Raw genomic sequence first — 24,049 nt, forward strand, 5'->3', positions numbered from 1 at the left:
ACAGATGTGCGGCACAAAGCCGCGGCACCCGCTCGTTACTTCTCGACCGGTCTAGCGGTAGCGGTAAACGATCCGACCACGCGTGAGGTCGTAGGGCGAAAGCTCCACGACGACACGGTCCTCCGGGATGATGCGGATGTAGTTCTGCCGCATCTTGCCCGAGATCGTTGCGAGCACCTTGTGTCCGTTGCTCAGCTCAACGCGAAACATCGCATTGGGCAGGGCCTCGGAGATGACGCCCTCGATCTCGATGACACCGTCTTTCTTCGCCATACGCTCGCTAACACTCGCTGCAGACCGGTCGGTCTGCGGATGGATGGGATTGTGGTTACCGACACGCCAATGGCGGCGCAAGGCACCAACACTCAAGCATACGTGATAGAGGACCGCGCGGCAAACCCGGCGAGGCGACTCCGATCAACGCAGCGGTGCGACCAGGTCGGCCTCGGGGTCGCCAGACAGGGTGACGTAGTCGCCGTTGAGGACGACCGTCGGGGTACCGGCGCCGCCGGTCGGGCTCTCGGGGATCTCGTTCGTCTGCTCCGCGACGAAGTCGACGTACTCGCGCTCCTGGACGCACGTGTCGATGCCGGTCGCGCCGACCTTCTCGGCCGTCGCGATGAGCTCCTCGTCGGTGAGCCCGGCGCCCGAGGGCCGCGCGTCGAAGATGGCCTGCATGAACGGGTAGGACGCCTCGGGGGCGGCTTCTGCGACGCAGTACATCGCGTTGGCGGAGCGCTCCGAGAAGTCGGTGCCCGACGCAGCGTTGAGGTTCGGGAGGGCGACGGGGAAGAGGTTCGCGGTGATCGTGCCCTCTTCGAGCAGGTCGTCGATCGTCGATCCGTAGGCCTCCTCGAAGCTCTGGCAGTGCGAGCAGTAGAAGTCGAACCACACGTCGAGCTCGTCCGATCCGGAGCCGACCTGGATCGCACCGGTCTCGGAGTTGACTCCCGAGCTCTCGGGGCGGGGCCCGGGGGCGGTGGCGGTGTTGTTCATCCAGACCACGAGCACCGTCACGAGGATGAGCGCCACGACGACGCCGATGCTGATCCAGATCGCGAACGGGTTGACCTTGCGTGCCTGTGCCATGACTTCCTCTCCGGCCTCAGCCGATGGGTCGGGGGACGATGCCGAACGGCGCGAGACCCTCCGCGCCGCCGTCGGGTGCGGTGAGCACCCAGATGCCGCCATCGTGGACGGCGACGCTGTGTTCCCAGTGCGAGCCGGCGGTGCCGTCGCTTGTCGAAACGGTCCAGCCATCGTCTTCGATGAAGGTCTCCTGGTCGCCGATGACGACCATGGGTTCGATGGCGAGCACGAGCCCGGGGCGCACCTCGGGCCCGGGGTCGGCGACGCGGTAGTTGAAGACCGATGGGGACTCATGCATCTTTCGGCCGATTCCGTGACCGACGTAGTCGCGCAGGATCCCGTACCCGCCCTCGGGGGCGTTCGCCTCGATGTACTCCTCGATCGCTGCGCCGATCTCGGCGAGGTGCTTCGCCGTCGCCAGCGTGGCGATGCCGGCCCAGAGCGAGCCCTGCGTCACGTCGGACAGCCGCTGCCGTTCGGCGACGACGTCGGGTCGGGAGGGGTCGGGCAGCACGACGCTGAACGCCGAATCGCCGTTCCAGCCTCGGAACTGTGCGCCGGCGTCGACCGAGAGGATATCCCCCGGTTCGAGCACGCGCTCGCCCGGGATGCCGTGCACGACCTCTTCGTTGACCGAGGCGCAGATCGTGTGGCGGTAGCCGCGCACCATCTGGAAGTTCGATTCCGCGCCACGCTGCGTGATAACAGCGGATGCCGCGGCGTCGAGCTCTGCCGTCGTGACGCCGGGCGCAACCAGGCCGCGCACGGCCTCAAGCGCGGCAGCGGTGATGCGACCGGGCTCGATCATCGCCCGCAGCTGGGCGGGGGTCTTGTAAATGGAGCGGCGGAGCACGTCAGGAAGCAGCGGGGACGATACCGCGGGCGCGGAGCGCGCGGATGACGCGCTCGGTCACCTCGTCGAGAGAGCCGACGCCGTCGATCGAGTCGACGATCCCCCGGTCGCGGTAGACCTCGAGGATCGGCGCCGTCTCGCGCTCGTAGATCGCCAGACGGTTCTCGATGACCTCTTCGGTGTCGTCGGTGCGGCCCTGCTCAAGAGCGCGCCGGCGCAGGCGATCGACGCTCACCGCACGTGGCACACCGAGCTCGAGGACGGCGGTGAGGGGCTCATCGCGTGTCTCGAGGTACTCATCGAGCATGCCGAGCTGACCGAGGTTGCGCGGGAACCCGTCGAGCAGGAATCCGGTCGCGGCGTCGTGCTGGCCGAGCCGGTCGCGCACGACCTCGAAGGTGAGGGCGTCCGAGACCAGGTCGCCTGCCTCGATGACCGTCTTGACCTGACGACCCAGCTCGGTCTCATTCTTGATGTTCTCGCGGAAGACGTCGCCGGTCGAGATGGCGGCGATGCCGAACATCTCGGCGATGCGCGCGGCCTGCGTGCCTTTGCCGGAACCCTGCGGCCCGACCAGCACGAGGCGCGCGGGCTGGACCGGCGCCTCTTCGGCGGGGTCGTGCTGGCGGTGCTGCGTCGCGCCGCTCAACGGAGGAGCCCTTCGTAGTGCCGCTGCTGGAGCTGCGCGTCGATGTCCTTGACCGTAGCCAGACCCACACCGACGATGATGAGGATCGAGGCGCCGCCGAACGGGAAGTTCTGGTTCGCTCCGACCGTCGACAGCGCGACGAGCGGGATGAGCGCGATGAGACCCAGGTAGATCGAGCCCGGAGCAGTGATGCGGGTGAGCACGAAGTCGAGGTACTCGGCGGTGGGACGACCCGCGCGGATGCCCGGGATGAAGCCGCCGTACTTCTTCATGTTGTCGGCGACCTCGACGGGGTTGAACGTGATCGCGACGTAGAAGTAGGTGAACCCGACGATGAGCAGGAAGTACAGCGCCATGTAGAGCGGGTGGTCGCCCGTGACGAGGTACTGCTGGATCCAGGTGACCCACGCCGGAACGTCCTGGCCCGGCTGCGGCTGGTTGAACTGCGCGATGAGCGCAGGGATGTACAGCAGCGACGAGGCGAAGATGACGGGGACGACACCGGCCTGGTTGACCTTGATCGGGATGTACGTGTTGGTGCCGCCGTACGTGCGACGACCGACCATGCGCTTGGCGTACTGCACCGGGATGCGTCGCTGGGACTGCTCGACGTAGACGACGAGCGCCATGACGAGGATGCCAACGGCGAGTACGAGCAGGAAGACCTCGAAGCCGCGGGCCTGGGCGATGGCCCAGAGCGAGCCGGGGAAGGTCGCCGCGATCGAGACGAAGATCAGCAGCGACATGCCGTTGCCGATGCCTCGCTCGGTGACGAGCTCGGCGAACCACATGATGAGTCCGGTGCCGGCCGTCATCGTGATGATCATGAGCAGCTGTGCCCACCACACATCGTTCGTGAGCAGCTGCTCGCACTCGGGGATGCCGGTGAACCCGAACAGCTGACCGCTGCGGGCGACCGTGACCAGCGTCGTGGACTGCAGCAGTGCGAGCGCGATCGTGAGGTAGCGCGTGTACTGCGTCAGCTTCGTCTGGCCGGCCTGGCCCTCCTTGTGGAGAGCCTCGAAGTGCGGGATGACCACGCGCAGCAGCTGGGTGATGATCGTCGCGGTGATGTAGGGCATGACGCCCAGCGCGAAGATCGACAGCTGCAGCAGCGCACCGCCGGAGAAGAGGTTGACCAGCGAGAGGAGGCCCTCGGTCCCCGCCGAATCTCTCAGACATGACTGCACGTTCGGGAAGTCCACGAACGGCGTCGGCACATGCGCGCCGAGTCGATAGATGGCGATGATCATGAGCGTGAAGGCGATCTTCCGCCGCAGGTCGGGTGTACGGAAGATCCGCGCGATGGCGCTGAACAAGACGATGCCTCCAGGGGGGATGCCGATGCGCTCTCAGCGCATTCGAAATCCAGGTTAGCCCAGTGAGGGCCGGAGATTGTTCTCCGGCCCTCACTACGCGTGTTACTTGACGGTGCCGCCTGCTGCGACGATCTTCTGCTCGGCGGATCCCGAGACCTTGTCGACCGACACAGTGAGCTTCACCGAGATGTCTCCGGTGCCGAGCACCTTTACCTTCTCGTTCTTACGGACGGCGCCCTTTGCGACCAGGTCGCTCACGGTGACGTCACCACCCGACGGGTACAGCTCAGCGAGCTTGTCGAGGTTGACGACCTGGTACTCGACGCGGAACGGGTTCTTGAACCCGCGCAGCTTCGGCGTACGCATGTGCAGCGGCATCTGGCCGCCCTCGAACCCGATCCGGACCTTGTTGCGGGCCTTCGTGCCCTTCGTTCCGCGACCGGCGGTCTTACCCTTCGAGCCCTCACCGCGACCGACGCGGGTCTTGGCGGTGTGGGCACCCGGAACGGGACGCAGGTGGTGCACCTTGAGAACGCCCGGGCGCGAGGCCGGGGCATCCTTCTTCGGAGCAGCCTTGGTAGCCGACGACTTCTTCGCGGCAGCCTTCTTGGGCGCGACAGCCGTGGCGGTCTCGTCCTTCTTTTCGGCCTTGTCAGCCATTAGTCGATCTCCTCAACCTTCACGAGGTGTGCGACGGTCTTGACGTAGCCGCGCGTCTGCGCGTCGTCGGGACGGACGACCGAGTCGCCGATCCGCTTCAGACCGAGGGAACGCAGCGTGTCGCGCTGGTTCTGCTTCTCGCTCACCTTGGACTTGACCTGTGTGACCTTCAGACGGTCGGCCATCATGAACCTGCCTTCGCTGCCTCAGCGGCCTTGGCCTCGTTGCGGAGCAGGATCGCCGGTGCCACCTGGTCGTAGTCCAGGCCGCGACGAGCAGCAACCGCGCGGGGCTCCTCGAGCATCTTCAGCGCGGTGACCGTCGCGTGCACGATGTTGATCGTGTTCGACGAACCGAGCGACTTCGACAGAATGTCGTGGATACCAGCGCACTCGAGCACGGCGCGCACGGGGCCACCGGCGATAACACCGGTACCCGCGGCGGCGGGACGAAGCAGCACGACGCCTGCGGCGGTCTCACCCTGCACGGGGTGCGGGATGGTCTTGCCGACGCGGGGCACGCGGAAGAAGTTGCGCTTGGCCTCTTCGACACCCTTGGAGATGGCCAGGGGCACCTCGCGGGCCTTGCCGTAGCCGACGCCGACCATGCCGTTGCCGTCACCCACGACGACGAGCGCCGTGAAGCTGAAGCGACGGCCGCCCTTGACGACCTTCGACACGCGGTTGATCGTGACGACGCGCTCGAGGAACTGGCTCTCGTTGCGGTCGCGGCCACGGTCACGCTGGTTCTGGTTGCGCTCACGTCCGCCGCGGCGCGGTTCGCGCTCGGCGGGCGCCTCAGTGGCAGGCGCCTCGGTGGCCGCAGCCGGCTCAGCGGTCGTGGTCACTTCGTTCTCCTTGTTCTCACTCACAGGTTCAGACCTCCCTCGCGGGCGCCGTCGGCGATTGCCGCGACCCGGCCCGCGTAGCGGTTGCCACCGCGGTCGAACACGGCGTCTGCGACGCCGGCGGCCTTCGCGCGCTCGGCGACGAGCTCGCCGACCTTGCGCGCCTTGGCGGTCTTGTCACCTTCGAACGAACGCAGGTCAGTCTCGAGCGTCGAGGCCGAGGCGACGGTGTGTCCCTGGGCGTCGTCGACGAGCTGAACGAACACGTGACGCGACGAGCGCGTGACGACGAGGCGGGGACGCTCGGCGGTGCCGATGACCTTCTTGCGAAGGCGGGCGTGACGACGCGCGCGGGCGTCTGACTTCGACTTGACAGCCATGCTTACTTACCAGCCTTTCCGGCCTTGCGGCGGACGACCTCGCCCGCGTAACGCACACCCTTGCCCTTGTAAGGCTCGGGCTTGCGGATCTTGCGGATGTTCGCGGCAGCCTCACCGACGGCCTGCTTGTCGATGCCGGTCACGATGACCTTGTTGTTGCCCTCGACGGCGAAGGTGATCCCGGCGGGCGGGTCGACGTTCACGGGGTGCGAGAAGCCGAGAGCGAACTCGAGCGAGCTGCCCTTCTGCACGACACGGTAACCCGTGCCGACGACTTCGAGGCCCTTCGAGTAGCCCTGCGTGACACCGATGATGTTGTTGCTGATCAGGGTGCGGGTGAGACCGTGCAGCGAGCGCGATTCGCGCTCGTCGTCGGGACGGGTCACGATGACCTGGTTGTCCTCGACCTTGACCTCGAGCGGGCGGGCCACGGTGAGAGCGAGCTCACCCTTGGGGCCCGTGACGGTGACGTCCTGACCGGCGACCGAGATGGTCACGCCGGCGGGGATGTCGATGGGAAGGCGTCCAATACGCGACATGTCAGATCACCACACGTAGGCGAGAACTTCTCCGCCCACGCCCTTCTGCTCGGCCTGGCGGTCCGTGAGGAGACCGGAGGAGGTGGACAGGATCGCGACGCCGAGGCCACCGAGGACGGTGGGCAGCTCGGTCGAGCGTGCGTAGACGCGCAGACCGGGCTTGGACACGCGCTTGATGCCGGCGATCGACCGCTCGCGGTTGGGGCCGTACTTCAGCGAAATGGTGAGGGTCTGGCCGACGCGTGCGTCGCTGACCTCCCACCCCGCGATGTAGCCCTCTTTTGTGAGGATCTCGGCGATGTTCGTCTTGAGCTTCGAGTTGGGCATAGCCACGGAGTCGTGGTGTGCCGAGTTCGCGTTGCGCAGACGGGTCAGCATGTCTGCGACCGGGTCTGTCATCGTCATGGTTGTTTTCCTTTGTTCATGAGGTTTCGACACAGCGTTACACGCGGGCCGACCTTCGATGATTCAGCAGTATTCAGTTGTGGGAACGGATGCCGCGGGCAGGCGCGGCGCGCTAGCCCGCGGCATCCGATGATCAGACCTGGGCGTTCTCGGCGCGGAAGGGGAATCCGAGGTGGCGCAGGAGTGCGCGGCCCTCGTCGTCCGTCTTCGCGTCGGTGACGATCGTGATGTCGAAGCCCCGGACGCGATCGATCCGGTCCTGGTCGATCTCGTGGAACACGGACTGCTCCTGGAGACCGAACGTGTAGTTGCCGTGACCGTCGAACTGCTTGGGCGAAAGCCCGCGGAAGTCACGGATACGCGGAAGAGCGAGGTTCACGAGGCGGTCGAGGAACTCCCACGCGCGGTCACCACGAAGGGTGACGTGCGCGCCGATGGGCTGGCCCTCGCGCAGCTTGAACTGGGCGATCGACTTGCGTGCCTTCGTGACCAGCGGCTTCTGACCGGTGATCTTGACGAGGTCAGAGACCGCGCCATCGATCACCTTGCTGTCGCGTGCGGCCTCGCCGACACCCGTGTTCACGACGATCTTCACGAGACCGGGGATCTGCATGACGTTCGCGTAACCGAACTCTTCCTGCAGCTGCTTCTTGATCTCGTCCCGGTACTTCTGCTTCAGGCGGGGCTGGATCTTGCCAGCCTCCACGGCAGTGGCGTTGCTCATATTCAGAGGTCCTTGCCTGACTTCTTCGCGTAACGCACGCGGACGGTGCGCTTGACGCCATCCTTCGTCTGCTCCTCGACGCGGTGACCGACGCGGGTCGGCTTCTTGCTCGAGGGGTCGACGAGTGCGACGTTGGAGATATGGATCGGGGCTTCCATCGTTTCGATGCCGCCCGTCTTGGCTCCGCGCTGGGTCTGACCCACGCGCGTGTGCTTGGTGACGTAGTTCACGCCCTCGACGATGACGCGGTTCTGCTCGGTCAGGATCTCGAGGACCTTGCCCTGCTTGCCGCGGTCGCCGCCGCGCTCGGGCTTGGCGCCCGTGATGACCTGAACCAGGTCGCCCTTCTTGATGTTCGCCATGATCAAATGACCTCCGGGGCGAGCGAGACGATCTTCATGAACTTCTTGTCACGAAGCTCACGACCGACCGGTCCGAAGATGCGGGTGCCGCGGGGCTCCCCGTCGCTCTTCAGGATGACGGCGGCGTTCTCGTCGAACTTGATGTACGAACCGTCGGAACGACGGGTGGACTTGACGGTGCGAACGACGACAGCCTTGACGATATCGCCCTTCTTGACGTTGCCGCCGGGGATCGCGTCCTTGACCGTCGCGACGATGATGTCGCCCACACCGGCGTAGCGGCGGGCGGACCCGCCGAGCACGCGGATGGTGAGCAGCTCCTTCGCGCCGGTGTTATCAGCGACCTTGATGCGGGATTCGTTCTGAATCACTTGGCCTTCTCCAGAATCTCCACGAGGCGCCAGCGCTTGGTGGCGCTCAGCGGGCGGGTCTCGTTGATGACGACCAGATCGCCGATGCCGGCGGTGTTGCCCTCATCGTGTGCCTTGACCTTGGACGTGCGACGGATGACCTTGCCGTAGAGAGGGTGCTTTACGCGGTCCTCGACCTCGACGACGATCGTCTTGTCCATCTTGTCGCTCACGACGTAGCCGCGGCGCGACTTGCGGTAACCGCGGGCGTCCGCGTCACGCACGTCGTGCTCGGCCGATTCGTGACCGGTCACGACGGCTTCTTCAGCCTTCTTGGTGGCCATCACTCAGCCTCTTCCTTCGTCGCCTCGTCAGCGGCATCCGCCTTCTTGGCCTTGGTCTTCTTCGCCTTCGTCGCCGTCTCCACGGGGGCGGGCGTGGCACGGATGCCCAGCTCGCGCTCACGGATGACGGTGTAGAGCCGCGCGATGTCGCGCTTTACCGCACGGATGCGGCCGTGGCTCTCGAGCTGGCCCGTGGCCGACTGGAAGCGCAGGTTGAACAGCTCTTCCTTGGCCTTGCGCAGCTCTTCGACCAGACGCTGGTCTTCGAACGTATCGAGCTCGCTAGGGGCGAGCGTCTTGGTGCCGATCGCCATTACGCGTCGCCCTCCTCGCGCTTGATGATGCGTGCCTTGAGCGGCAGTTTGTGGATTGCCCGGGTGAGCGCCTCGCGAGCGAGTTCTTCGCTGACACCGGCGACCTCGAAGAGGACGCGACCCGGCTTGACGTTCGCGACCCACCACTCGGGCGAGCCCTTACCCGAACCCATGCGGGTTTCGGCGGGCTTCTTGGTGAGCGGACGGTCGGGGTAGATGTTGATCCACACCTTTCCGCCACGCTTGATGTGACGCGTCATGGCGATACGAGCGGACTCGATCTGACGGTTCGTCACATATGCCGGCGTGATTGCCTGGATGCCGAACTCACCGAACGACACCTTGGTGCCACCGGTGGCCTGACCCGAGCGACCGGGGTGGTGCTGCTTGCGGTACTTGACCTTGCGGGGAATAAGCATCAGGCAGACGCTCCTTCTGCGACGGGGGCCTCGTTGCGGGGGCTACGGCGACGGTCGCCACCACGGTCGTCACGACCGCGGGGTGCCTTCGGCGCATTCGCCTGCTCACGCGCGAGTTCCTTGTTGGTGAGGTCGCCCTTGTAGATCCAGACCTTCACGCCGATGCGGCCGAAGGTGGTCTTGGCCTCGTAGAACCCGTAGTCGATGTTCGCGCGGAGCGTGTGCAGCGGCACACGGCCTTCGCGGTAGAACTCCGAACGGCTCATCTCAGCGCCGCCGAGACGGCCCGACACCTGGATGCGGACACCCTTGGCGCCGGCACGCTGTGCGCCCTGCAGACCCTTGCGCATCGCGCGGCGGAACGCCACACGAGCCGAGAGCTGCTCAGCGACACCCTGGGCGACCAGCTGCGCGTCGGCCTCGGGGTTCTTGACCTCGAGGATGTTGAGCTGGATCTGCTTGCCGGTGAGCTTCTCGAGGTCAGCGCGGATGCGCTCGGCCTCGGCGCCGCGGCGGCCGATCACGATGCCCGGGCGGGCGGTGTGGATGTCGACGCGGACGCGGTCACGCGTGCGCTCGATCTCGATGTTGCTGACGCCCGCGCGGTCGAGGTTCTTCTGCAGCAGCTTGCGGATCTTGATGTCCTCAGCCACGTAGTCCGCGTAACGCTGGCCGGGCTTCGTCGAGTCGGAAAACCAGCGCGACACGTGGTCGGTGGTGATGCCGAGGCGGAAGCCGTACGGGTTGACTTTCTGGCCCATTACTTGCTCGCCTTCTTCTTACCGGTCGTTGAGCTTGTCGACGCCGCCGGAGCCGCGTCAGCGACCTCGGGCGTGGAGAGCACGACCGTGATGTGGCTCGTGCGCTTCTTGATCTGGAAAGCGCGACCCTGAGCGCGGGGGCGGAAACGCTTGAGCGTCGAGCCCTCGTCGACGTACGCGTTGGCCACGTACAGGTCCTGCTCGTCCAGGAACTCGCCGTCCTTGTCTGCCTTCACGCGAGCATTCGCGATCGCTGCGGCGACGAGCTTGTAGATCGGCTCGCTGGCACTCTGGGGCGCGAACTTCAGGATGGCCAAGGCCTCCTGAGCCTGCTTGCCCTTGATGAGAGCGACGACACGGCGAGCCTTCTGAGGGGTCACGCGGATGTGCTTCACGCGTGCGATGGAATCCACCATTGCTTCTCCTCCTATCTCTGCTTCTCGAGGCGCCCCCGCGTCAGCGGCGGCGACCCTTCTTGTCGTCCTTCTCATGGCCGCGGAAGGTGCGGGTGGGCGCGAATTCGCCCAGCTTGTGGCCGACCATGGTCTCGGACACGAACACAGGGATGTGCTTGCGACCGTCGTGGACCGCGATCGTGTGACCCAGCATGGCCGGGATGATCATGGACCGACGTGACCAGGTCTTGATGACGTTCTTGGAACCGGCTTCGTTCTGTGAGACGACCTTGCGAAGCAGGTGCTCGTCGACGAAGGGGCCCTTCTTAAGGCTGCGAGGCATCCTCTACTCCTACTTGCGCTTCTTGCCGGCGTTGCGACGGCGGACGATGTACTTGTCGCTTTCCTTGTTGGGGCGGCGGGTGCGACCCTCTGCCTGACCCCAGGGGGAAACGGGGTGACGTCCACCGGACGTCTTGCCCTCGCCACCACCGTGCGGGTGGTCGACCGGGTTCATCGCGACACCACGGACGGTCGGGCGGACGCCCTTCCAGCGCATACGGCCGGCCTTGCCCCAGTTGATGTTCGACTGCTCGGCGTTGCCGACCTCGCCGATCGTGGCGCGGCAGCGTGCGTCGACGTTGCGGATCTCGCCCGACGGCAGCCGCAGCTGCGCGTAGGGACCGTCCTTGGCGACCAGACGCACCGAGACACCGGCCGAACGCGCCATCTTCGCGCCGCCACCGGGGCGGAGCTCGATCGCGTGGATCACGGTACCGGTGGGAATGTTGCGCAGCGGCAGGTTGTTGCCGGGCTTGATGTCGGCGCCGGCACCCGACTCGACGATGTCGCCCTGCTTCAGCTTGTTCGGCGCGATGATGTAGCGCTTCTCGCCGTCGAAGTAGTGCAGCAGCGCGATGCGCGCGGTGCGGTTGGGGTCGTACTCGATGTGAGCGACCTTGGCGTTGACGCCGTCCTTGTCGTTACGACGGAAGTCGATGACGCGGTACTGGCGCTTGTGACCGCCACCGATGTGACGCGTCGTGATGCGGCCCTGGTTGTTGCGGCCACCGGTCTTGCTCAGCGGGCGAAGGAGCGACTTCTCAGGCGTCGATCGGGTGATCTCGGCGAAGTCAGCCACCGACGAGCCGCGGCGACCCGGGGTCGTGGGCTTGTGCTTGCGAATAGCCATGTTCTCTAGTCCTCTATCCCGACCGTCAGCCGACTGCCGTGAAGATGTCGATGGTGCCCGACTTGAGCGTCACGATGGCGCGCTTGGTGTCCTTGCGCTTGCCCGTGCCGAAGCGGGTGCGGCGGGACTTGCCGACGCGATTGATCGTGTTGACCGCAGCGACCTTGACGCCGAAGATCTTCTCGATGGCGAGCTTGATCTCGGTCTTCGTCGAGCGGGGGTCCACGAGGAACGTGTACTTGCCCTCGTCGATGAGCCCGTAGCTCTTCTCGGAGACGACCGGCCGCAGGATGATGTCGCGCGGGTCCTTGTTCACGGTGCTCATGCCGAGACCTCCTCGGTGCTCGCGGTGCCGGACTTCGCAGCGACGAAAGCGTCGAAGGCGGCCTTGGTGAAGACGATGTCGTCAGAGACGATCACGTCGTAGGCGTTCAGCTGGTCGAAGGTCAGCACGTGCACGTACGCGAGGTTGCGCAGGCTGCGAATGCTCAGCTCGTCATCCCGGCCGATGACGACCAGGACGTTCTTCGCGGCGCCGAAGCCCGCAAGAACGGCGGCTGCGGCCTTCGTCGAGGGGGTTCCTTCGATGCCGAAGGACTCGACGATGTGCAGACGCTCGCCACGTGCACGGTCGCTCAGCGCACCGAGGAGCGCTGCGGCGATCATCTTCTTGGGCGTGCGCTGCGAGTAGTCGCGCGGCTGCGGGCCGTGGACGGTGCCACCGCCGCGGTGCTGCGGCATGCGCACCGAGCCCTGACGGGCGTTACCGGTGCCCTTCTGCTTGAACGGCTTGCGGCCCGAGCCCGAGACATCGCCTCGGGTCTTGGTCGCGTGCGTGCCCTGGCGAGCCGCCGCGCGCTGCGCGACGACGACCTGGTGGATCAGCGGGATGTTCGTCTTGACGTCGAAGATCGCGGCGGGCAGCTCCACGGAGCCGGCCTTCTTGCCGTCGGACTTGCGCACGTCGAGCGCGAGAGTCGAGTCAGCCATGAGTTCAGGCACCCTTCACTGCGTTGCGGACGTAGACGATGCGGCCACGTGCGCCGGGGACGGCGCCCTTGACGAGCAGCAGACCCTTCTCGGCGTCGATGGCGTGCACCGTGAGGTTGAGGACGGTCACGCGCTCGCCGCCCATGCGGCCAGCCATGCGCATGCCCTTGAAGACGCGGCTCGGGGTCGACGATGCGCCGATCGAACCGGGCTTGCGGTGGTTGCGGTGTGCACCGTGCGATGCCGAGACGCCCTTGAAGTTGTGACGCTTCATGACACCTGCGGTGCCCTTGCCCTTGCTCGTGCCGACGACGTCGACGAGCTGGCCGGCCTCGAACGTGCCCTCTGCCGTGAGCTCCTGACCGAGTGAGTAGTCAGCAGCATCCGCCGTGCGGATTTCGGTGAGGTGGCGACGCGGGGTCACACCGGCGGCCTCGAAGTGAGCCGACTGCGGCTTGTTGACCTTGCGGGGGTCAATCTGGCCGTAGGCGATCTGGATGGCCTTGTAGCCGTCCTTCTCGGGGGTGCGCACCTGGGTGACCACGTTGGGGGCCACTTCGATGACGGTGACGGGAACGAGCTTGCCGTTCTCGTCCCAGACCTGGGTCATGCCGAGCTTCGTGCCCAGCAGGCCCTTGGAAACCTTGGAGTTGATGTCAGCCATATCGACCTCAGAGCTTGATCTCGATGTTGACGTCGGCCGGGAGGTCGAGACGCATCAGCGAATCGACGGCCTTGGGCGTCGGGTCAATGATGTCGATGAGGCGCTTGTGGGTGCGCATCTCGAAGTGCTCGCGGCTGTCCTTGTACTTGTGGGGCGACCGGATGACGCACACGACGTTCTTCTCGGTCGGAAGGGGCACGGGGCCCACGACGGTCGCGCCTGCACGGGTCACGGTGTCGACGATCTTGCGGGCCGACGAATCGAGGCCGGCATGGTCGTACGACTTGAGGCGAATGCGGATCTTCTGTCCCGCCATTGTCTGCTCACTCTCTTTCCGCGTCTTACCTCTGGGGCATTGGACGCACGGGGGCGTGGGAGGGATCATCCCTCGCCCTTGGCACTTCGTTCACCGCGTTGCCGCGGCGCATGCTGCACCACTGTTCTGATGTCATCCCGGACGCCTCGGCATCCGGCCTCCCGCACGCATACGCATGGCACGGGGCCTGCATGATGAGGGCGGGATTGGTGTTCTGCTGCCCGCGGCCTAGGACCCTGCGCTTTCGCGCCGCCTATGCACTGCCCTGGCAGTGATCCATCGCGCGCCAACGGCACGCAGGAATGTGGAACCTCACTAGTGTACGTGCAGCCCGGGCGTGTCGCAAACTCGGGCGTGTCGCGCTTTCTCGCGTCGCGCGCGGGCGTGCCCGATGGGCGTTGCGGCGCGACAAGGGGTGAGAGACGCCCATTGTCTCTCACCCCTTGTCGCGCTCGCAGGTCAGCCTGCGGGGTACGCGGCGTATGGAGCCTTGGCTACATTGACGACGACCTCACCGCCGATCTCCGTCGTCGAGCTGATCGTGGCTTCTCCGGCCGGTACGGCGCTCAGGCGCGAGTTCATCGAGACCGCGACCGTTGCACCGGGCGCGACGTTCGTGAACGTCTTGCTCCCGTAGGAGGTGGTGATCTTGATGTCAGCAGGCACCCGCGCGAAGTTCGTCGCCGCCACGGACAGGTAGACCTTGCCACCGAGTGCGCGCACCGTCGTTTCGGCGGTCACTGCGTCAGGTGCACATTCGCCCATCTCGACATCGGCGATCTGCCCGAGGTCGACGTGCACCTCAACACTCTGCGTCGCGCCGTCTGGGGTGGTGCAGGTCAGCACCCACGGCTCATCGGTGACGAATGCCTCGTCAGCCGGAAGCTTCGAGACGTCCCGCACTCCTTCGGCCGTGTACGCGCCAGCGGGTCGCACCGACGGGTTCACCGCCCATGTGAAAGAGCCGTCCGCGCTGGTGACGACCATCTCGCTCGTGAGCGACTGATCGAAGCTCGTGGGAGCGACCGTGCCGTCAGCCTGGGCGTACGGCCGCGTGTACATCGGGAACGTCTTGCTCAGCTCCAGCGTCGTGCCGGGTACGGCGACACCGGTGATCTGCGAGTGCTGAGCCGGGTTCGCGGTCTCGCGCAGCGCGATGAGCACGGCGTTCTTGAACGTCGGATAGTAGTCGCCGACTTCGAGCTTGTAATTGTGGCGACTGTTGCTCACACCCGGGTGGCAGGTCTCGGTCGTCACCGACAGGGCGCGCGTCGCGTAGTAAGCCCAGTCGATCGCTTCACCGTTGGTCTCGTAGTCCCAGGCCGAGGCGAGGGCCTTGTAGGTCGGACCGAGGGCGGCGGCCATCTCCGCTGCGATGGCGTGCAGCCGGTCGTTGTCCTGGGCCAGTCCCGCAGCCTTGAGCAGGGGCGGATAGAGCACGACCTGGATGCACGTGTGCTGCGTGTTGAACACCGTCGCCTGCCTCGTCGACATCAGCCACTGGATGTTGCGGGTTTCGGGCTCTGACCAGGCGGCCGTACCGTTGCCGGAGCCCCGGGTGGCCGGGATCCAGCCGTAGCCGTAGTTGCGGTTCATGTCGACGCCCGTCTGCGTCGCGCGGGCGTGCGCCTCGAAGCCATCCGGATTCACGAGGGGAACGATCACGACGCGCGACTTGTCGAGAAGATCGGCGTACTCGGGAGAGTCGGCATTGAGGAGCAGATCCCACGCGAACTCCCACGTGAGTTCGGTACTCGTCCACTCGTTGCCGTGGTGGGTGCCGACCTGGACGAAGACGGGCTTGCCGTCGGGGACGTCGACGTCACGCGTTATCTCGAGTCCCCAGATCGGGGTGCCCTTCGTCGAGGGCTCGGGCAGTTCCACGACGCGAGCGAGATCCGGGTAGGTGGCCACGAGGTAATCGCGCTCGGCGACGTACTCTGCGACGGTGGTCTTGTAGTCGTCGTTCCCGCTCGGAACGTCCGCGAACGCGGGTGTGGCACCGACGGCGAGAAGGCTCGCCGCAAGCGCGAACACCCCCGCGACGCCGACGCCCCGCCTGATGTGGTTGGGCATTGCGCTCCTTGCATCGTCACTTCGCTGTGCCGACGGCCGAAGGACGAAACCATGTCATTCAGCTTCATTCAGTGGCCTAGGGCTTGAATGGCGCCAATCTAGGGGGAGAGCCCCGCGGCGCACAAGCTCCTCATTCGCCACCGCGCGCGAACCTGCGCCGGGGTCGAGCGTCGTCTGCGTCGGTGCGATCAGCCCGAAGGGGACTCCTTCTTGTCGTTGCCGACGGCTCCGTCGATCGTGGCGCGCACGCCGTCGACGCGCTCGTGGGCACCTTCAGGCGCGACCTTCTTGACGAAGGCCGCCGCAGCGTTCAGGACGTCGTCGCTGACCTTTTCGGCCTGATCGCTCTTGAGCGCCTCGTCGATCTTTTCCTTGTTCTGCTCCAGGAAGCCCTTGCCCTGGTTCACGAGATCTTCAATGCCCATGTCCGCTCCTCCGGTCGCCCCGCAGGGCCGTCGGTATCATTCTCGATCCCGCGGGACCGGCGGTCAACGGCCCGGGCGCCCCGCCCTCCGGCGGGCCACCATCAGCGCCAGGATCCCTGCCAGCAGCACGCCCATGCCGACGTTCGCCAACCCGCCCGGGCTGCTCCCGCCGGTGCCAGCGAGGCCCGGACCGTGGTCCGGGCGGGGAGGCGTCACCGGGGGCGCGGCACACCCCGTGTCCGAGACCGTCCCGCGCAGATGCACGGCGGTTGCGGTGTTGAAGAAGCCCCCGCCGTCCGCGGTGCAGATGAGCGCCGAGGGGGGAAGCGGACTCGTGGAGGATGTGGCATCCACGCGGTACGTGTAGACGTCGACGCCGCCGGGCTCGATTTCGACATCGGCGACGTTCGGCGACCCCACCCAACCCTGCGCGACGATGGTGAACGCAGAATCGAACTGCGGCGCGTCGGTGAGGGTGTAGGTGGTGGAGGCGAGACCGGGGTTGGTCACCGCGACGGTGTAATCGATGCGCCAGCGGCCTTCACCGAGGACACTCACCGTGCCATCGGACTTCTCGAGCTCGACCGGTGCCACGATGATCTCGCTGCAGTCCTGATCGGTCTCTTCGAAGACGCCGTTGTCGACGCGGGAAACGTTCCACACGCCACCCTGGTCCTCAGGCGTCTCGCCGCAGACCAGGTCGTCGGGGTCGGCCGCCACGATGCTGACCTGGGCGCTGACGGTGTACGTGTGAGTCGCACCATCGGGCAGAAGGCCGGTCCCCGCTTGGGGCTGCAGCGCGCCGTCCCAGCCTGGCGTGAGCGCGCCCGACCCTCCTCCGGCGGGTCGGACGACGGGGCCCTCCACGGCCCACGGCGTCACGAGTGCGATGCCACCGGTCGTCGGCTGGGGGCGGTCTTCCAGCGTGTAGGCGACGGTGACTCCGCTGCTGTTGGACACCTCGACCGCGTAGGACACGATCCAGATGCCTGCACCCAGCGGCGTGGGGGGCTGCGCCGTCTTGAGCACCGACGGCCCACCGGGTTCGGCGCAGCCGTCATCGGTGTCGCTTCCGCCGGGGAAGGCCACCTCGACGGTGTTGAAGAAGCCTCCTCCTTCGCCGGGCTCACACACGAGCGCCGGCTCGGCGGCCTCCGGATCTATCGAGGCGACGATGCGGTAGGTGTATTCAGCGGATGCCCCGGCCGCCAGCGGACTGTCGGGGGCAGGTGCCGTCCCCACCCACGTGCTCGACACGAGGTCGATGCCGCTGCCCAGGTCGGGGACGTCGGTGAGGGTGTACACGGTGGCCACGGTCTCGCTGGAGTTGGTCACCGTCACGACGTAGTCGATCTGCCAGTCCCCGTCGGGGAGCTGCTGCGCCGCACCGTCGGACTTCACGACCGTCACGGGAGCCACACGGACCGTCACGCAGCCCTCCGCGTCCACCACGATCTCGCCCGAGGTCACCCCGGCCGTGTTGATGATGCCGCCTCCCGCGGCGCAATCGCCGGGCGCGACCGCCTCGACGGTGGGTGAGAGCACGCCCGTCACGGTGTACGAGAGGGACGCCTCCGGATCCAGCGCGCCGGTCCACACATCAGCCGTCGCCCCCGGTGCTGCGGTGGGGGTCGTCGGAGCGGGGGCGTCGCCGACCGCTGTGATCGTCCAGACTCCCCCTCCGAGCACCCAACCCGTGGGCACGGTCGGAAGCGTCTCGGTGAGCGCAGCCTGCACGGCGACCTCACCGGGATTGCTCACCGTGAGCGTGTACGTGACGTTCCACGACGCATCCGGGTTCTGAGTGGCCGGATCGGCTCCGGTCTTCACGAGCTCGGGGAACGCCGGCTCGGCGCAGCCGAACACCGTCTGGTCGTCCTCGCCCGTCGCCGACAGCGTCGCGGCGTTGAGGAAACCACCGGCCGAGGGCGTACCCGAGGTCGTGTCGCATCGCCATGTCTCGCCGTCCTGAGTGCCGTTCGCGATCGTCGCGGTCACGGTCACCGTGTAGACGTGCGTCGCCCGCTCGGCAGGATCGCCGGACGTGGGGAGCGCGGCCCCGGTGGCCAGAGTGGCGGTGCCGTCCGGGAGAGGGAAGGTGCCCGATGTGCTGTTCGGCCCCGTCCAGCTCGCCGCGGTCGGGGTGATCCCTGCGCCGTAGTCCAGCGCGTCGGACAGGCTGTAGATGAATGTCGAGGTGTCCGAGTTGTTCGTCACGACGATGTCGTACGAGATGGTCCACGTGCCGTCGGCGTTCTGCACCGGTGAGCCGTCTGCCACGCGCTTGTCGATCGTGCCCACGGCGCGGATCGCCGTATTGACGATCTCGCAGGTCACGTCGACGCCGAGGCTGAGCCGCACGACTCCGGCCGCGGCGAGTGGGTAGGACGCTCCGCCCGAGGTCTCGACGCAGGCCCATTCACCGGCGGTGTATCCAGACGGACCGAATGTCTCCGACAGCCTGTAGTCGACATCGGCGGCGACCTGCCCGGAGACCGCGGCGGTCGTCGTCCCCGTTCGTGTGCCTTCACCCGTCAGGAGGGGATCGTTCTCGCCGGCGACGGCGTTGAGGGTCCATTGCTCCGGCTCGGCGGTGCCGACGCCGTCCTGGTTGTCGACGTTCTTCACGAGTGTGAGCGTCGGGGGGATCGCGGCGTTGGAGAACGTGCAGGTGACGGCCTGGCCGTTGGCGATGGTGACCACCGGCGAGGCGAGGGTCACGCCTCCGGTCGTGCACGACAACGCCCTCCACGCGTAGTTGGCGAGCTGGTCGACCTCGGCCAGCGTGTAGTCGCCGGCTGGGACCTGCTGGGTCTGGGCGTGGTCGAAGACCAGCGTGTCTCCGGTCGCGGGCTGGGCTGTCAGCCGCTGATCCCAATCGGCGGGCACAGCCGAACCACCGAGCGTGTTGTCGACGTCTTTGACCAGGGTGAGGGATCCCGGCAGATCGGTGTTGCCGAACGTGCATGTGACGTTCTCCGCCAGACCCAGCGTCAGAGTCGGCGCCTGGGGACTGATGGTGGCACCGTCGTCGCAGACGAGCGTCGACCATTCATAACCGTCTGGGCCGTCGGACTCGGCGAGGGTGTACTCGACGCCTGCGGGCACCGTCACCGAGGTCACTGCAGGCGTGCCGGTCTGCCCGGTGAGGTTCGGCCCATTCGGTGTCGTGGCAGAGAGCGTCCAATCGGCGGGCGCCGCGGATCCGCCGTTGGCGTTGGTCACGGTCTTCACGAGAGTCAGGGTGGGCGCGACATCGTCGTTGGTGAACGTGCAGGTCACCGCGGCACCGTTGGGAACGGTGACGGTGGGCGCGGTCAGGCTCGTGTCACCCGTGCTGCAGGACAGAGCCGTCCACTCGTAGCCCGCCGGGCCGGCGCCTTCGGCGAGCGTGTACTCGCCCGCTGCGACCTGCTGCGAGACGTCGTGGTCGAAGGCGATCGCTGCTCCCCCGGTGAGCTGGGCGCTGAGCAACTGGTTCCAGTCGGTCGGCACAGCGGTTCCACCGCTGTCGTTGACGACCTGCTTGAGCAGGGTGAGGGTGCCGGGCACGTCGTTGTTCACAAAGGTGCAGGTGACATCCTCGTCGAGTGCCAGCGTCAGTGTCGGGTCCGTCACCGACGTGTCGGAGCCGTTGTCGCATGACAGCGACTCCCAGCCATAGCCCTCTGGACCACCGCTCTCGCCGAGGGTGTACTCCGTGTTCGCCCGAACGGTGACGGAGGTGACCTCGGGCGCCCCACTTGCCCCCGACAGGTCGGGGCCTCCGTCAGTGGTCGCCGAGATGGTCCAATCGGTCGGCGCCGCAGAGCCGCCGGAGTCATTGACGACCGTCTTGACGAGCGTGAGGGTGGGAGCGATGTCGTCGTTGACGAAGGTGCAGGTCACGTTCTCGCCGTTGGGCACCGTTACCGTCGGCGCTGCCAGCGACGTGCCGTCGACGGTGCAGGAGAGGTCCGTCCAGGTATAGCCCGCGAGTTGGTCGACCTCGGCCAGCGTGTACGTCCCGCCCGGAACGGGGATGGTCTCGTTGTTGTCGAAGACGAGGGTCTCGCCGGTGGCAGGCTGCGCTGTGAGCCGCTGGTCCCAGTCCGCCGGAACGGCGGTGCCGCCGCCGTCGTTGACGACCTGCTTGACCATCGTGAGACTGCCCGCCAGGTCGGTGTTCGCGAAGGTGCAGGTGACGTCTTCGTCCAGCGCGAGGGTGAGAGTGGGGCTCTCGGGCGAGATCTCCGCGCCGTTGTCGCACGAGAGCGAGACCCATTGGTAACCGGAGGGTCCGTTGGCCTCCGCGAGGGTGTAGGAAGCCCCCGCCGTCACGGCGACGCCGGTCACCTCGGGTGTTCCCGTCACTCCGCTCAGATTGGGACCGCCGGGAGTGGTCGCCGACAGCGTCCAATCCGCTGGCACCGCAGTGCCGCCTTGCGAGTTCGTGACGGTCTTGACCAGGGTGAGCGTCGGGGCGATGTCGTTGTTGACGAACGTGCAGGTGACATCCTCGCCCACCGCGAGCGTCAGCGTGGGACTGGACGGTGACACATTCGCGCCGTTGTCGCACGAAAGCGATGTCCACGAGTAGCCATCCGGCCCTGTCTCCCCGAGCGTGTAGGGAACGCCGCCGAAGGCGGGCACGGAGGTCACCTCCGGGGTACCGGTCGCTCCGGACAGGCTGGGCTCACCGGGACTTGTCGCCGTCAGAGTCCAGTCGGTGTCGGCGGCGGTTCCCCCGTTGTCGTTCGTGACGGTTTTCACAAGCGTCAACAACGGCGCGATATCGACGTTGACGAAGCGATACGTGTTGGTGTCCAGGGCCGGAACGCTGACGGCCGGATCCACCGAGACCCACTCCCCGTTGACCAGCTGTTCAAGCGCGAACTGCCGATATCCGGGTCCGCCACCCTCTTCGGAGAGGTTATAGGTCTGACCCGGCCTCACGGCGAACGTGTTCGCTGTCGTCGCGCTCGGCGCTCCGGTCACTGTGGTCGGCTCCAGGCCGAACTCGGTCTGACCGGGATCAGCGGTCAGTTCCCAGGCGTCCGATGTCAGGGTTCCACCCTCGTCGTTGACGACCTGCTTGAGGAGCACCATCGTGGCCGTCTGGTTGGTGGCCGTACAGGTGACCTCCTGTCCCAGAGAAAGGGTGACACCGCCGTCAGCCCCGTCGAAGTCCGTCCCACCGGCGACGCAGTCCCAGCTGCCGGTGGCCCCCTCGATCAACGTGGCCCCTTCTTCGACGGTCTGCACGTAGGTGCCCGGACCGGTTTCCGTGAGCAGATAGCGCACGCCGGGTGTCACAGGCGCCGAGACTCCGCTTACGCCGGTCGGCCCGGGCTGCCCCGTGCCGCCGATCGGCGTGGCCGTGAGTTCGAACTCGGTCACAGCAGCACTGCCGTTCGCGACAGTTTTGGCCAGAGTGAGGGTCGTCACACAGGTGACCGTGTTGGTGATGATGACGACGTTGGGGTCGTCCGCGGTGATCTCGTGGTCACCCGCACCCGTGGCGGTGTTCGTGCATCCGGGCGGAAGGTCGGTCACCTGTTCCGTTATCGCGACGGTGTCACCGACGGTGTACTGCGGGTAGGTGGTGCCGAAGTTCCTGGGCGCCCCGTCGAGGAACAGCTGGGAGGAACCCACAGGCTGCGCTCCGTTGTCATAGGGCACCCCATCGACGATCCACTGCTTCTCCACACGGAGCGAGACAGTCGGGTCCGGGGCCCGGTTGTAGACGGTGCATGAGACGATGCCGCCCTGTTGCGCGGTCGTGGTGAAGCCGAGCACTCCGCTGTTGGTGACCGGCACCGCAGCGCCGGTGTTGTCCTGGCACGAGGCGTTAGCGGTGCCCTGAGGCACCAGTTCGTACCCCGCCTGCTGCGTCTCGGTGACCGTCACCGACGCGCTGCCGGTCGCCGGGATGTCTTGCGCCGCGAAGCTCACGGCACCGGTGTCGTTCGTCTGGCCGGACGTCGGCTCGATGGTGACCCCCGCTGTGTCGGTCGTCGCGCCGAAGGTCCACCCCGCAGTGGGCACCGCGTCGGCGATCTCACCCCCGGCCGGGATCACGAGCTTGGTGACGTTGACGGTTCCGGCGCACTCGCCGAGTGCGCGCTGCTCGAGGAACTCCTGGAGGGCCTCGTAGTCCTCGACCAGGAAATAGTCCTGACCAGAGGTGGGGCCGGAGATCGCCTGAAGGTTCTGCTCGCCCGCTGCTGAAGCAGCGCCGATACCCACCCCGACGACGGTCGTGCCTCGTTCGATCTTGAGCGTGTTGGCAGAGAAGACGGCGTTCTCCATCTCTGCGAAGCGCGTGCGATTGCCGGGGCCGGCAGGCGCACCGTCGTCCCCCGCTCCGGGAGGACCGTAGAAGGTCGGGCTGCCGTCCGTGAGCACCAGCACCACGTCCAGCGTGTCTGCGGTGCTGGTCTGGGAGACCTGCCACAGCCCTTGATCCCAGTTCGTGCCCTGCTCCCACCCGCCGGTGTTGACCACCGTCAGCCCGTTCACCTTGTTGCGCACCGTCGCCGCGCCGGCGCTGGTGGACACGGGGGTGAGGTGCAGGGTCGTATTAGCCGCTCCCAGCGCCGGAGCACTGCCGGCGAACGTCCATACGCCGATCGAGGATGGCGTGCCTTCCAGGACGTCGACGAAACCAGCGGCAGCATTGCGCAGGTCCTGCTGCGAACTCGCCAAAGAATTCGACAGGTCTACGAGCAGCCCGACGCGCAACCCGCACGTCTGCGCCAGCGGCGGGTTCACCGCGGCATTCGCCCACTGCCCGCCGCGGGCCTGCAGGTTCGTGCCGCCGCCCGTCTGCTGCGGGTACACCACTGTCTCACCCGGGGGGACGACGGCTGTGCGCAGACGGTATGGCTGCGCGGACACGTTCGTGCCCACGTCGAAGCTTTCGAGAATGCGGTATCCCGGCGCCGGCGCCGTCTCGATGACCCAGTACTGTGCGCCCGACGGCACCACGACGTCGCACTGGCCGTCGGCCTCGGTCACGCAGGTGCCGACCAGGTTCGCGGGCGACGTGTCGGGTTCCGTGTCCGTGCCGCCGCTGTAGACGGAGAATGTCGCCCCGGCGAGGGCGCCCACACTCTGCGGCGAGGTGCGCTCTCCGCCTTTCGTCAGCGTCAGGGTGCCGGGCGCCGTGGACGTGTGCGTGAACGTGCACGCTGCCACCAGCGACGTGTTCCCGGTGCCGATGTACTGCAGCAGTGCGGTCGCCGAGGTGAACTGCAGACGTGTCAGCCCGGTGGTGTCGTTGAGGAAGCAGCTGACGGTGGTGGTGTACTCGTCGGTGACTCCGGGGGTGCCGGTTGCTTCAAGCGTGTACGAGCCGGGCTTCGTGACCCGGCGGGACTGACCGCTCGTGAAGTCATACCAGTTATCCGACCCGACGATGAGGGCTCGCAGCGCCCAGTCGGCCGGTGTCGCATCGCCGCCCACCACCACGTTGACCATGCTCAGGGTGCCGCATGGCCCGTTTCCACCTACGCAGTCCGGCACATTGTCGAGGAGGAGGCTGACGCCGGCGCCTTCGGCCGAACCCTCGATCTGGGCGCGGGCGGCCTGTGCAGCGGACTCCCCGCTACCGGTCGCCGGCTCAGGGGACGCAGGCTCGGTCGCCGCCGGTCCGGTGGGCACGGGCGGGGGCACGGCCGGGGAATCCTCCAGCTGGGGCCCCTCGATCCCCGGGTCCGGGGATGCCGCCGGCTCAGGGGGTGCGACGTCGGCACCCGCGCCCGCGACGCTCGCGTCGTCGGCAGACGTCGTGTCGGCGACGGGCGTAGTCTCCTGCGTCGGCGAGAATGCTGCAGCGCCTGCGGTCGTGCCGCCGGCGAACACCAGAGCCGCGACCAGCAGCGAGGCAAGCGTCGCGCCCGAGCCTCGCCGGACCGCTGTGCGCCGCGATGTGGGGGCGCTTCCGTGCCGCTTCATCGGCCCGTCTCGATTGCGTCCACGCTGCTCTCCTTCAC

The 24,049-nt window shown here is 66.8% G+C and carries 28 protein-coding genes; all 28 read right to left on the reverse strand.

Going from position 1 to position 24,049, the window contains the following annotated elements; translation table 11 throughout:
• Positions 1-51: 51 nt before the first annotated feature.
• The 28 genes from infA to AC25Y0_RS02395 all read right to left on the reverse strand — a co-directional run bounded on the left by infA (position 52) and on the right by AC25Y0_RS02395 (position 24,011).
• Positions 52-273, reverse strand: coding sequence for a translation initiation factor IF-1 (infA, locus tag AC25Y0_RS02260; protein ID WP_017201569.1), 222 nt, complete (start codon positions 271-273; stop codon positions 52-54).
• 144 nt (positions 274-417) lie between these two features.
• The gene (locus tag AC25Y0_RS02265) at positions 418-1,089 is read right to left on the reverse strand and encodes a DsbA family protein (RefSeq protein ID WP_488134117.1); all 672 of its coding nucleotides are present in this window, start codon (positions 1,087-1,089) and stop codon (positions 418-420) included.
• Between the two features lie 16 nt (positions 1,090-1,105).
• Positions 1,106-1,942 (reverse strand): type I methionyl aminopeptidase, encoded by an 837-nt coding sequence (gene map / locus AC25Y0_RS02270; RefSeq protein WP_488122727.1) that lies wholly within the window; start codon positions 1,940-1,942, stop codon positions 1,106-1,108.
• A 1-nt stretch (position 1,943) separates the two neighbouring features.
• Complete coding sequence (locus AC25Y0_RS02275) at positions 1,944-2,591, reverse strand: adenylate kinase (protein WP_488122728.1); 648 nt, start codon at positions 2,589-2,591, stop codon at positions 1,944-1,946.
• Positions 2,588-3,910, reverse strand: coding sequence for a preprotein translocase subunit SecY (secY, locus tag AC25Y0_RS02280; RefSeq protein ID WP_488122729.1), 1,323 nt, complete (start codon positions 3,908-3,910; stop codon positions 2,588-2,590). Before secY ends, AC25Y0_RS02275 begins: the two co-directional genes overlap by 4 nt.
• Positions 3,911-4,012: 102 nt before the next feature.
• Positions 4,013-4,570 carry a 50S ribosomal protein L15 gene (gene rplO, locus AC25Y0_RS02285; RefSeq protein ID WP_488122730.1) on the reverse strand — a complete coding sequence of 186 codons (558 nt, stop codon included), beginning with the start codon at positions 4,568-4,570 and terminating at the stop codon, positions 4,013-4,015.
• A complete protein-coding gene (rpmD, locus tag AC25Y0_RS02290) occupies positions 4,570-4,755 on the reverse strand; it encodes a 50S ribosomal protein L30 (protein WP_488122877.1) in 186 nt (61 codons plus the stop codon). Before rpmD ends, rplO begins: the two co-directional genes overlap by 1 nt.
• Positions 4,755-5,441, reverse strand: coding sequence for a 30S ribosomal protein S5 (rpsE, locus tag AC25Y0_RS02295; RefSeq protein ID WP_488122731.1), 687 nt, complete (start codon positions 5,439-5,441; stop codon positions 4,755-4,757). Before rpsE ends, rpmD begins: the two co-directional genes overlap by 1 nt.
• Positions 5,438-5,797: a 50S ribosomal protein L18 gene (gene rplR / locus AC25Y0_RS02300; RefSeq protein WP_488122732.1), complete on the reverse strand. Its 360-nt coding sequence runs from the start codon at positions 5,795-5,797 to the stop codon at positions 5,438-5,440. Before rplR ends, rpsE begins: the two co-directional genes overlap by 4 nt.
• A 2-nt stretch (positions 5,798-5,799) precedes the next feature.
• Positions 5,800-6,336, reverse strand: coding sequence for a 50S ribosomal protein L6 (rplF, locus tag AC25Y0_RS02305; protein WP_488122733.1), 537 nt, complete (start codon positions 6,334-6,336; stop codon positions 5,800-5,802).
• A 6-nt stretch (positions 6,337-6,342) separates the two neighbouring features.
• On the reverse strand, positions 6,343-6,741 hold the full coding sequence (gene rpsH / locus AC25Y0_RS02310) for a 30S ribosomal protein S8 (RefSeq protein ID WP_488122734.1): 399 nt from the start codon (positions 6,739-6,741) through the stop codon (positions 6,343-6,345).
• A gap of 133 nt (positions 6,742-6,874) precedes the next feature.
• On the reverse strand, positions 6,875-7,465 hold the full coding sequence (gene rplE, locus AC25Y0_RS02315) for a 50S ribosomal protein L5 (protein WP_488122735.1): 591 nt from the start codon (positions 7,463-7,465) through the stop codon (positions 6,875-6,877).
• Between the two features lie 2 nt (positions 7,466-7,467).
• Entirely contained in the window at positions 7,468-7,827 is a 360-nt protein-coding gene (gene rplX / locus AC25Y0_RS02320; protein WP_488122736.1) for a 50S ribosomal protein L24, read from the reverse strand.
• A gap of 2 nt (positions 7,828-7,829) precedes the next feature.
• Complete coding sequence (gene rplN / locus AC25Y0_RS02325) at positions 7,830-8,198, reverse strand: 50S ribosomal protein L14 (RefSeq protein ID WP_488122737.1); 369 nt, start codon at positions 8,196-8,198, stop codon at positions 7,830-7,832.
• Positions 8,195-8,521, reverse strand: a complete 327-nt coding sequence (gene rpsQ / locus AC25Y0_RS02330) for a 30S ribosomal protein S17 (RefSeq protein ID WP_488122738.1) — start codon at positions 8,519-8,521, stop codon at positions 8,195-8,197. The genes rplN and rpsQ overlap by 4 nt, the downstream gene beginning before the upstream one ends.
• A complete protein-coding gene (gene rpmC / locus AC25Y0_RS02335) occupies positions 8,521-8,835 on the reverse strand; it encodes a 50S ribosomal protein L29 (RefSeq protein WP_019181721.1) in 315 nt (104 codons plus the stop codon). The genes rpsQ and rpmC overlap by 1 nt, the downstream gene beginning before the upstream one ends.
• A complete protein-coding gene (gene rplP, locus AC25Y0_RS02340) occupies positions 8,835-9,254 on the reverse strand; it encodes a 50S ribosomal protein L16 (RefSeq protein WP_488122739.1) in 420 nt (139 codons plus the stop codon). Before rplP ends, rpmC begins: the two co-directional genes overlap by 1 nt.
• Positions 9,254-10,015 (reverse strand): 30S ribosomal protein S3, encoded by a 762-nt coding sequence (gene rpsC / locus AC25Y0_RS02345; protein WP_488122740.1) that lies wholly within the window; start codon positions 10,013-10,015, stop codon positions 9,254-9,256. The genes rplP and rpsC overlap by 1 nt, the downstream gene beginning before the upstream one ends.
• Positions 10,015-10,431: a 50S ribosomal protein L22 gene (gene rplV / locus AC25Y0_RS02350; protein WP_488122741.1), complete on the reverse strand. Its 417-nt coding sequence runs from the start codon at positions 10,429-10,431 to the stop codon at positions 10,015-10,017. Before rplV ends, rpsC begins: the two co-directional genes overlap by 1 nt.
• Positions 10,432-10,471: 40 nt before the next feature.
• A complete protein-coding gene (rpsS, locus tag AC25Y0_RS02355; protein ID WP_248170013.1) occupies positions 10,472-10,753 on the reverse strand; it encodes a 30S ribosomal protein S19 in 282 nt (93 codons plus the stop codon).
• Between the two features lie 9 nt (positions 10,754-10,762).
• Positions 10,763-11,602 (reverse strand): 50S ribosomal protein L2, encoded by an 840-nt coding sequence (gene rplB / locus AC25Y0_RS02360; protein ID WP_488122742.1) that lies wholly within the window; start codon positions 11,600-11,602, stop codon positions 10,763-10,765.
• Positions 11,603-11,627: 25 nt separating this feature from the next.
• Positions 11,628-11,927: a 50S ribosomal protein L23 gene (rplW, locus tag AC25Y0_RS02365; protein WP_488122743.1), complete on the reverse strand. Its 300-nt coding sequence runs from the start codon at positions 11,925-11,927 to the stop codon at positions 11,628-11,630.
• Positions 11,924-12,592: a 50S ribosomal protein L4 gene (gene rplD / locus AC25Y0_RS02370; protein ID WP_488122744.1), complete on the reverse strand. Its 669-nt coding sequence runs from the start codon at positions 12,590-12,592 to the stop codon at positions 11,924-11,926. Before rplD ends, rplW begins: the two co-directional genes overlap by 4 nt.
• Before the next feature lie 4 nt (positions 12,593-12,596).
• Positions 12,597-13,256, reverse strand: a complete 660-nt coding sequence (gene rplC / locus AC25Y0_RS02375) for a 50S ribosomal protein L3 (RefSeq protein WP_488122745.1) — start codon at positions 13,254-13,256, stop codon at positions 12,597-12,599.
• Between the two features lie 7 nt (positions 13,257-13,263).
• A complete protein-coding gene (gene rpsJ / locus AC25Y0_RS02380) occupies positions 13,264-13,572 on the reverse strand; it encodes a 30S ribosomal protein S10 (protein ID WP_013584016.1) in 309 nt (102 codons plus the stop codon).
• Positions 13,573-14,031: 459 nt separating this feature from the next.
• Entirely contained in the window at positions 14,032-15,648 is a 1,617-nt protein-coding gene (locus tag AC25Y0_RS02385; protein WP_488122746.1) for a M14 family zinc carboxypeptidase, read from the reverse strand.
• A gap of 188 nt (positions 15,649-15,836) precedes the next feature.
• Positions 15,837-16,073 carry a hypothetical protein gene (locus AC25Y0_RS02390; protein ID WP_488122747.1) on the reverse strand — a complete coding sequence of 79 codons (237 nt, stop codon included), beginning with the start codon at positions 16,071-16,073 and terminating at the stop codon, positions 15,837-15,839.
• A 63-nt stretch (positions 16,074-16,136) separates the two neighbouring features.
• Positions 16,137-24,011, reverse strand: a complete 7,875-nt coding sequence (locus AC25Y0_RS02395) for a prealbumin-like fold domain-containing protein (RefSeq protein WP_488122748.1) — start codon at positions 24,009-24,011, stop codon at positions 16,137-16,139.
• Positions 24,012-24,049 lie beyond the last annotated feature (38 nt).

Source organism: Microbacterium sp. Y547 (genome assembly GCF_057669785.1).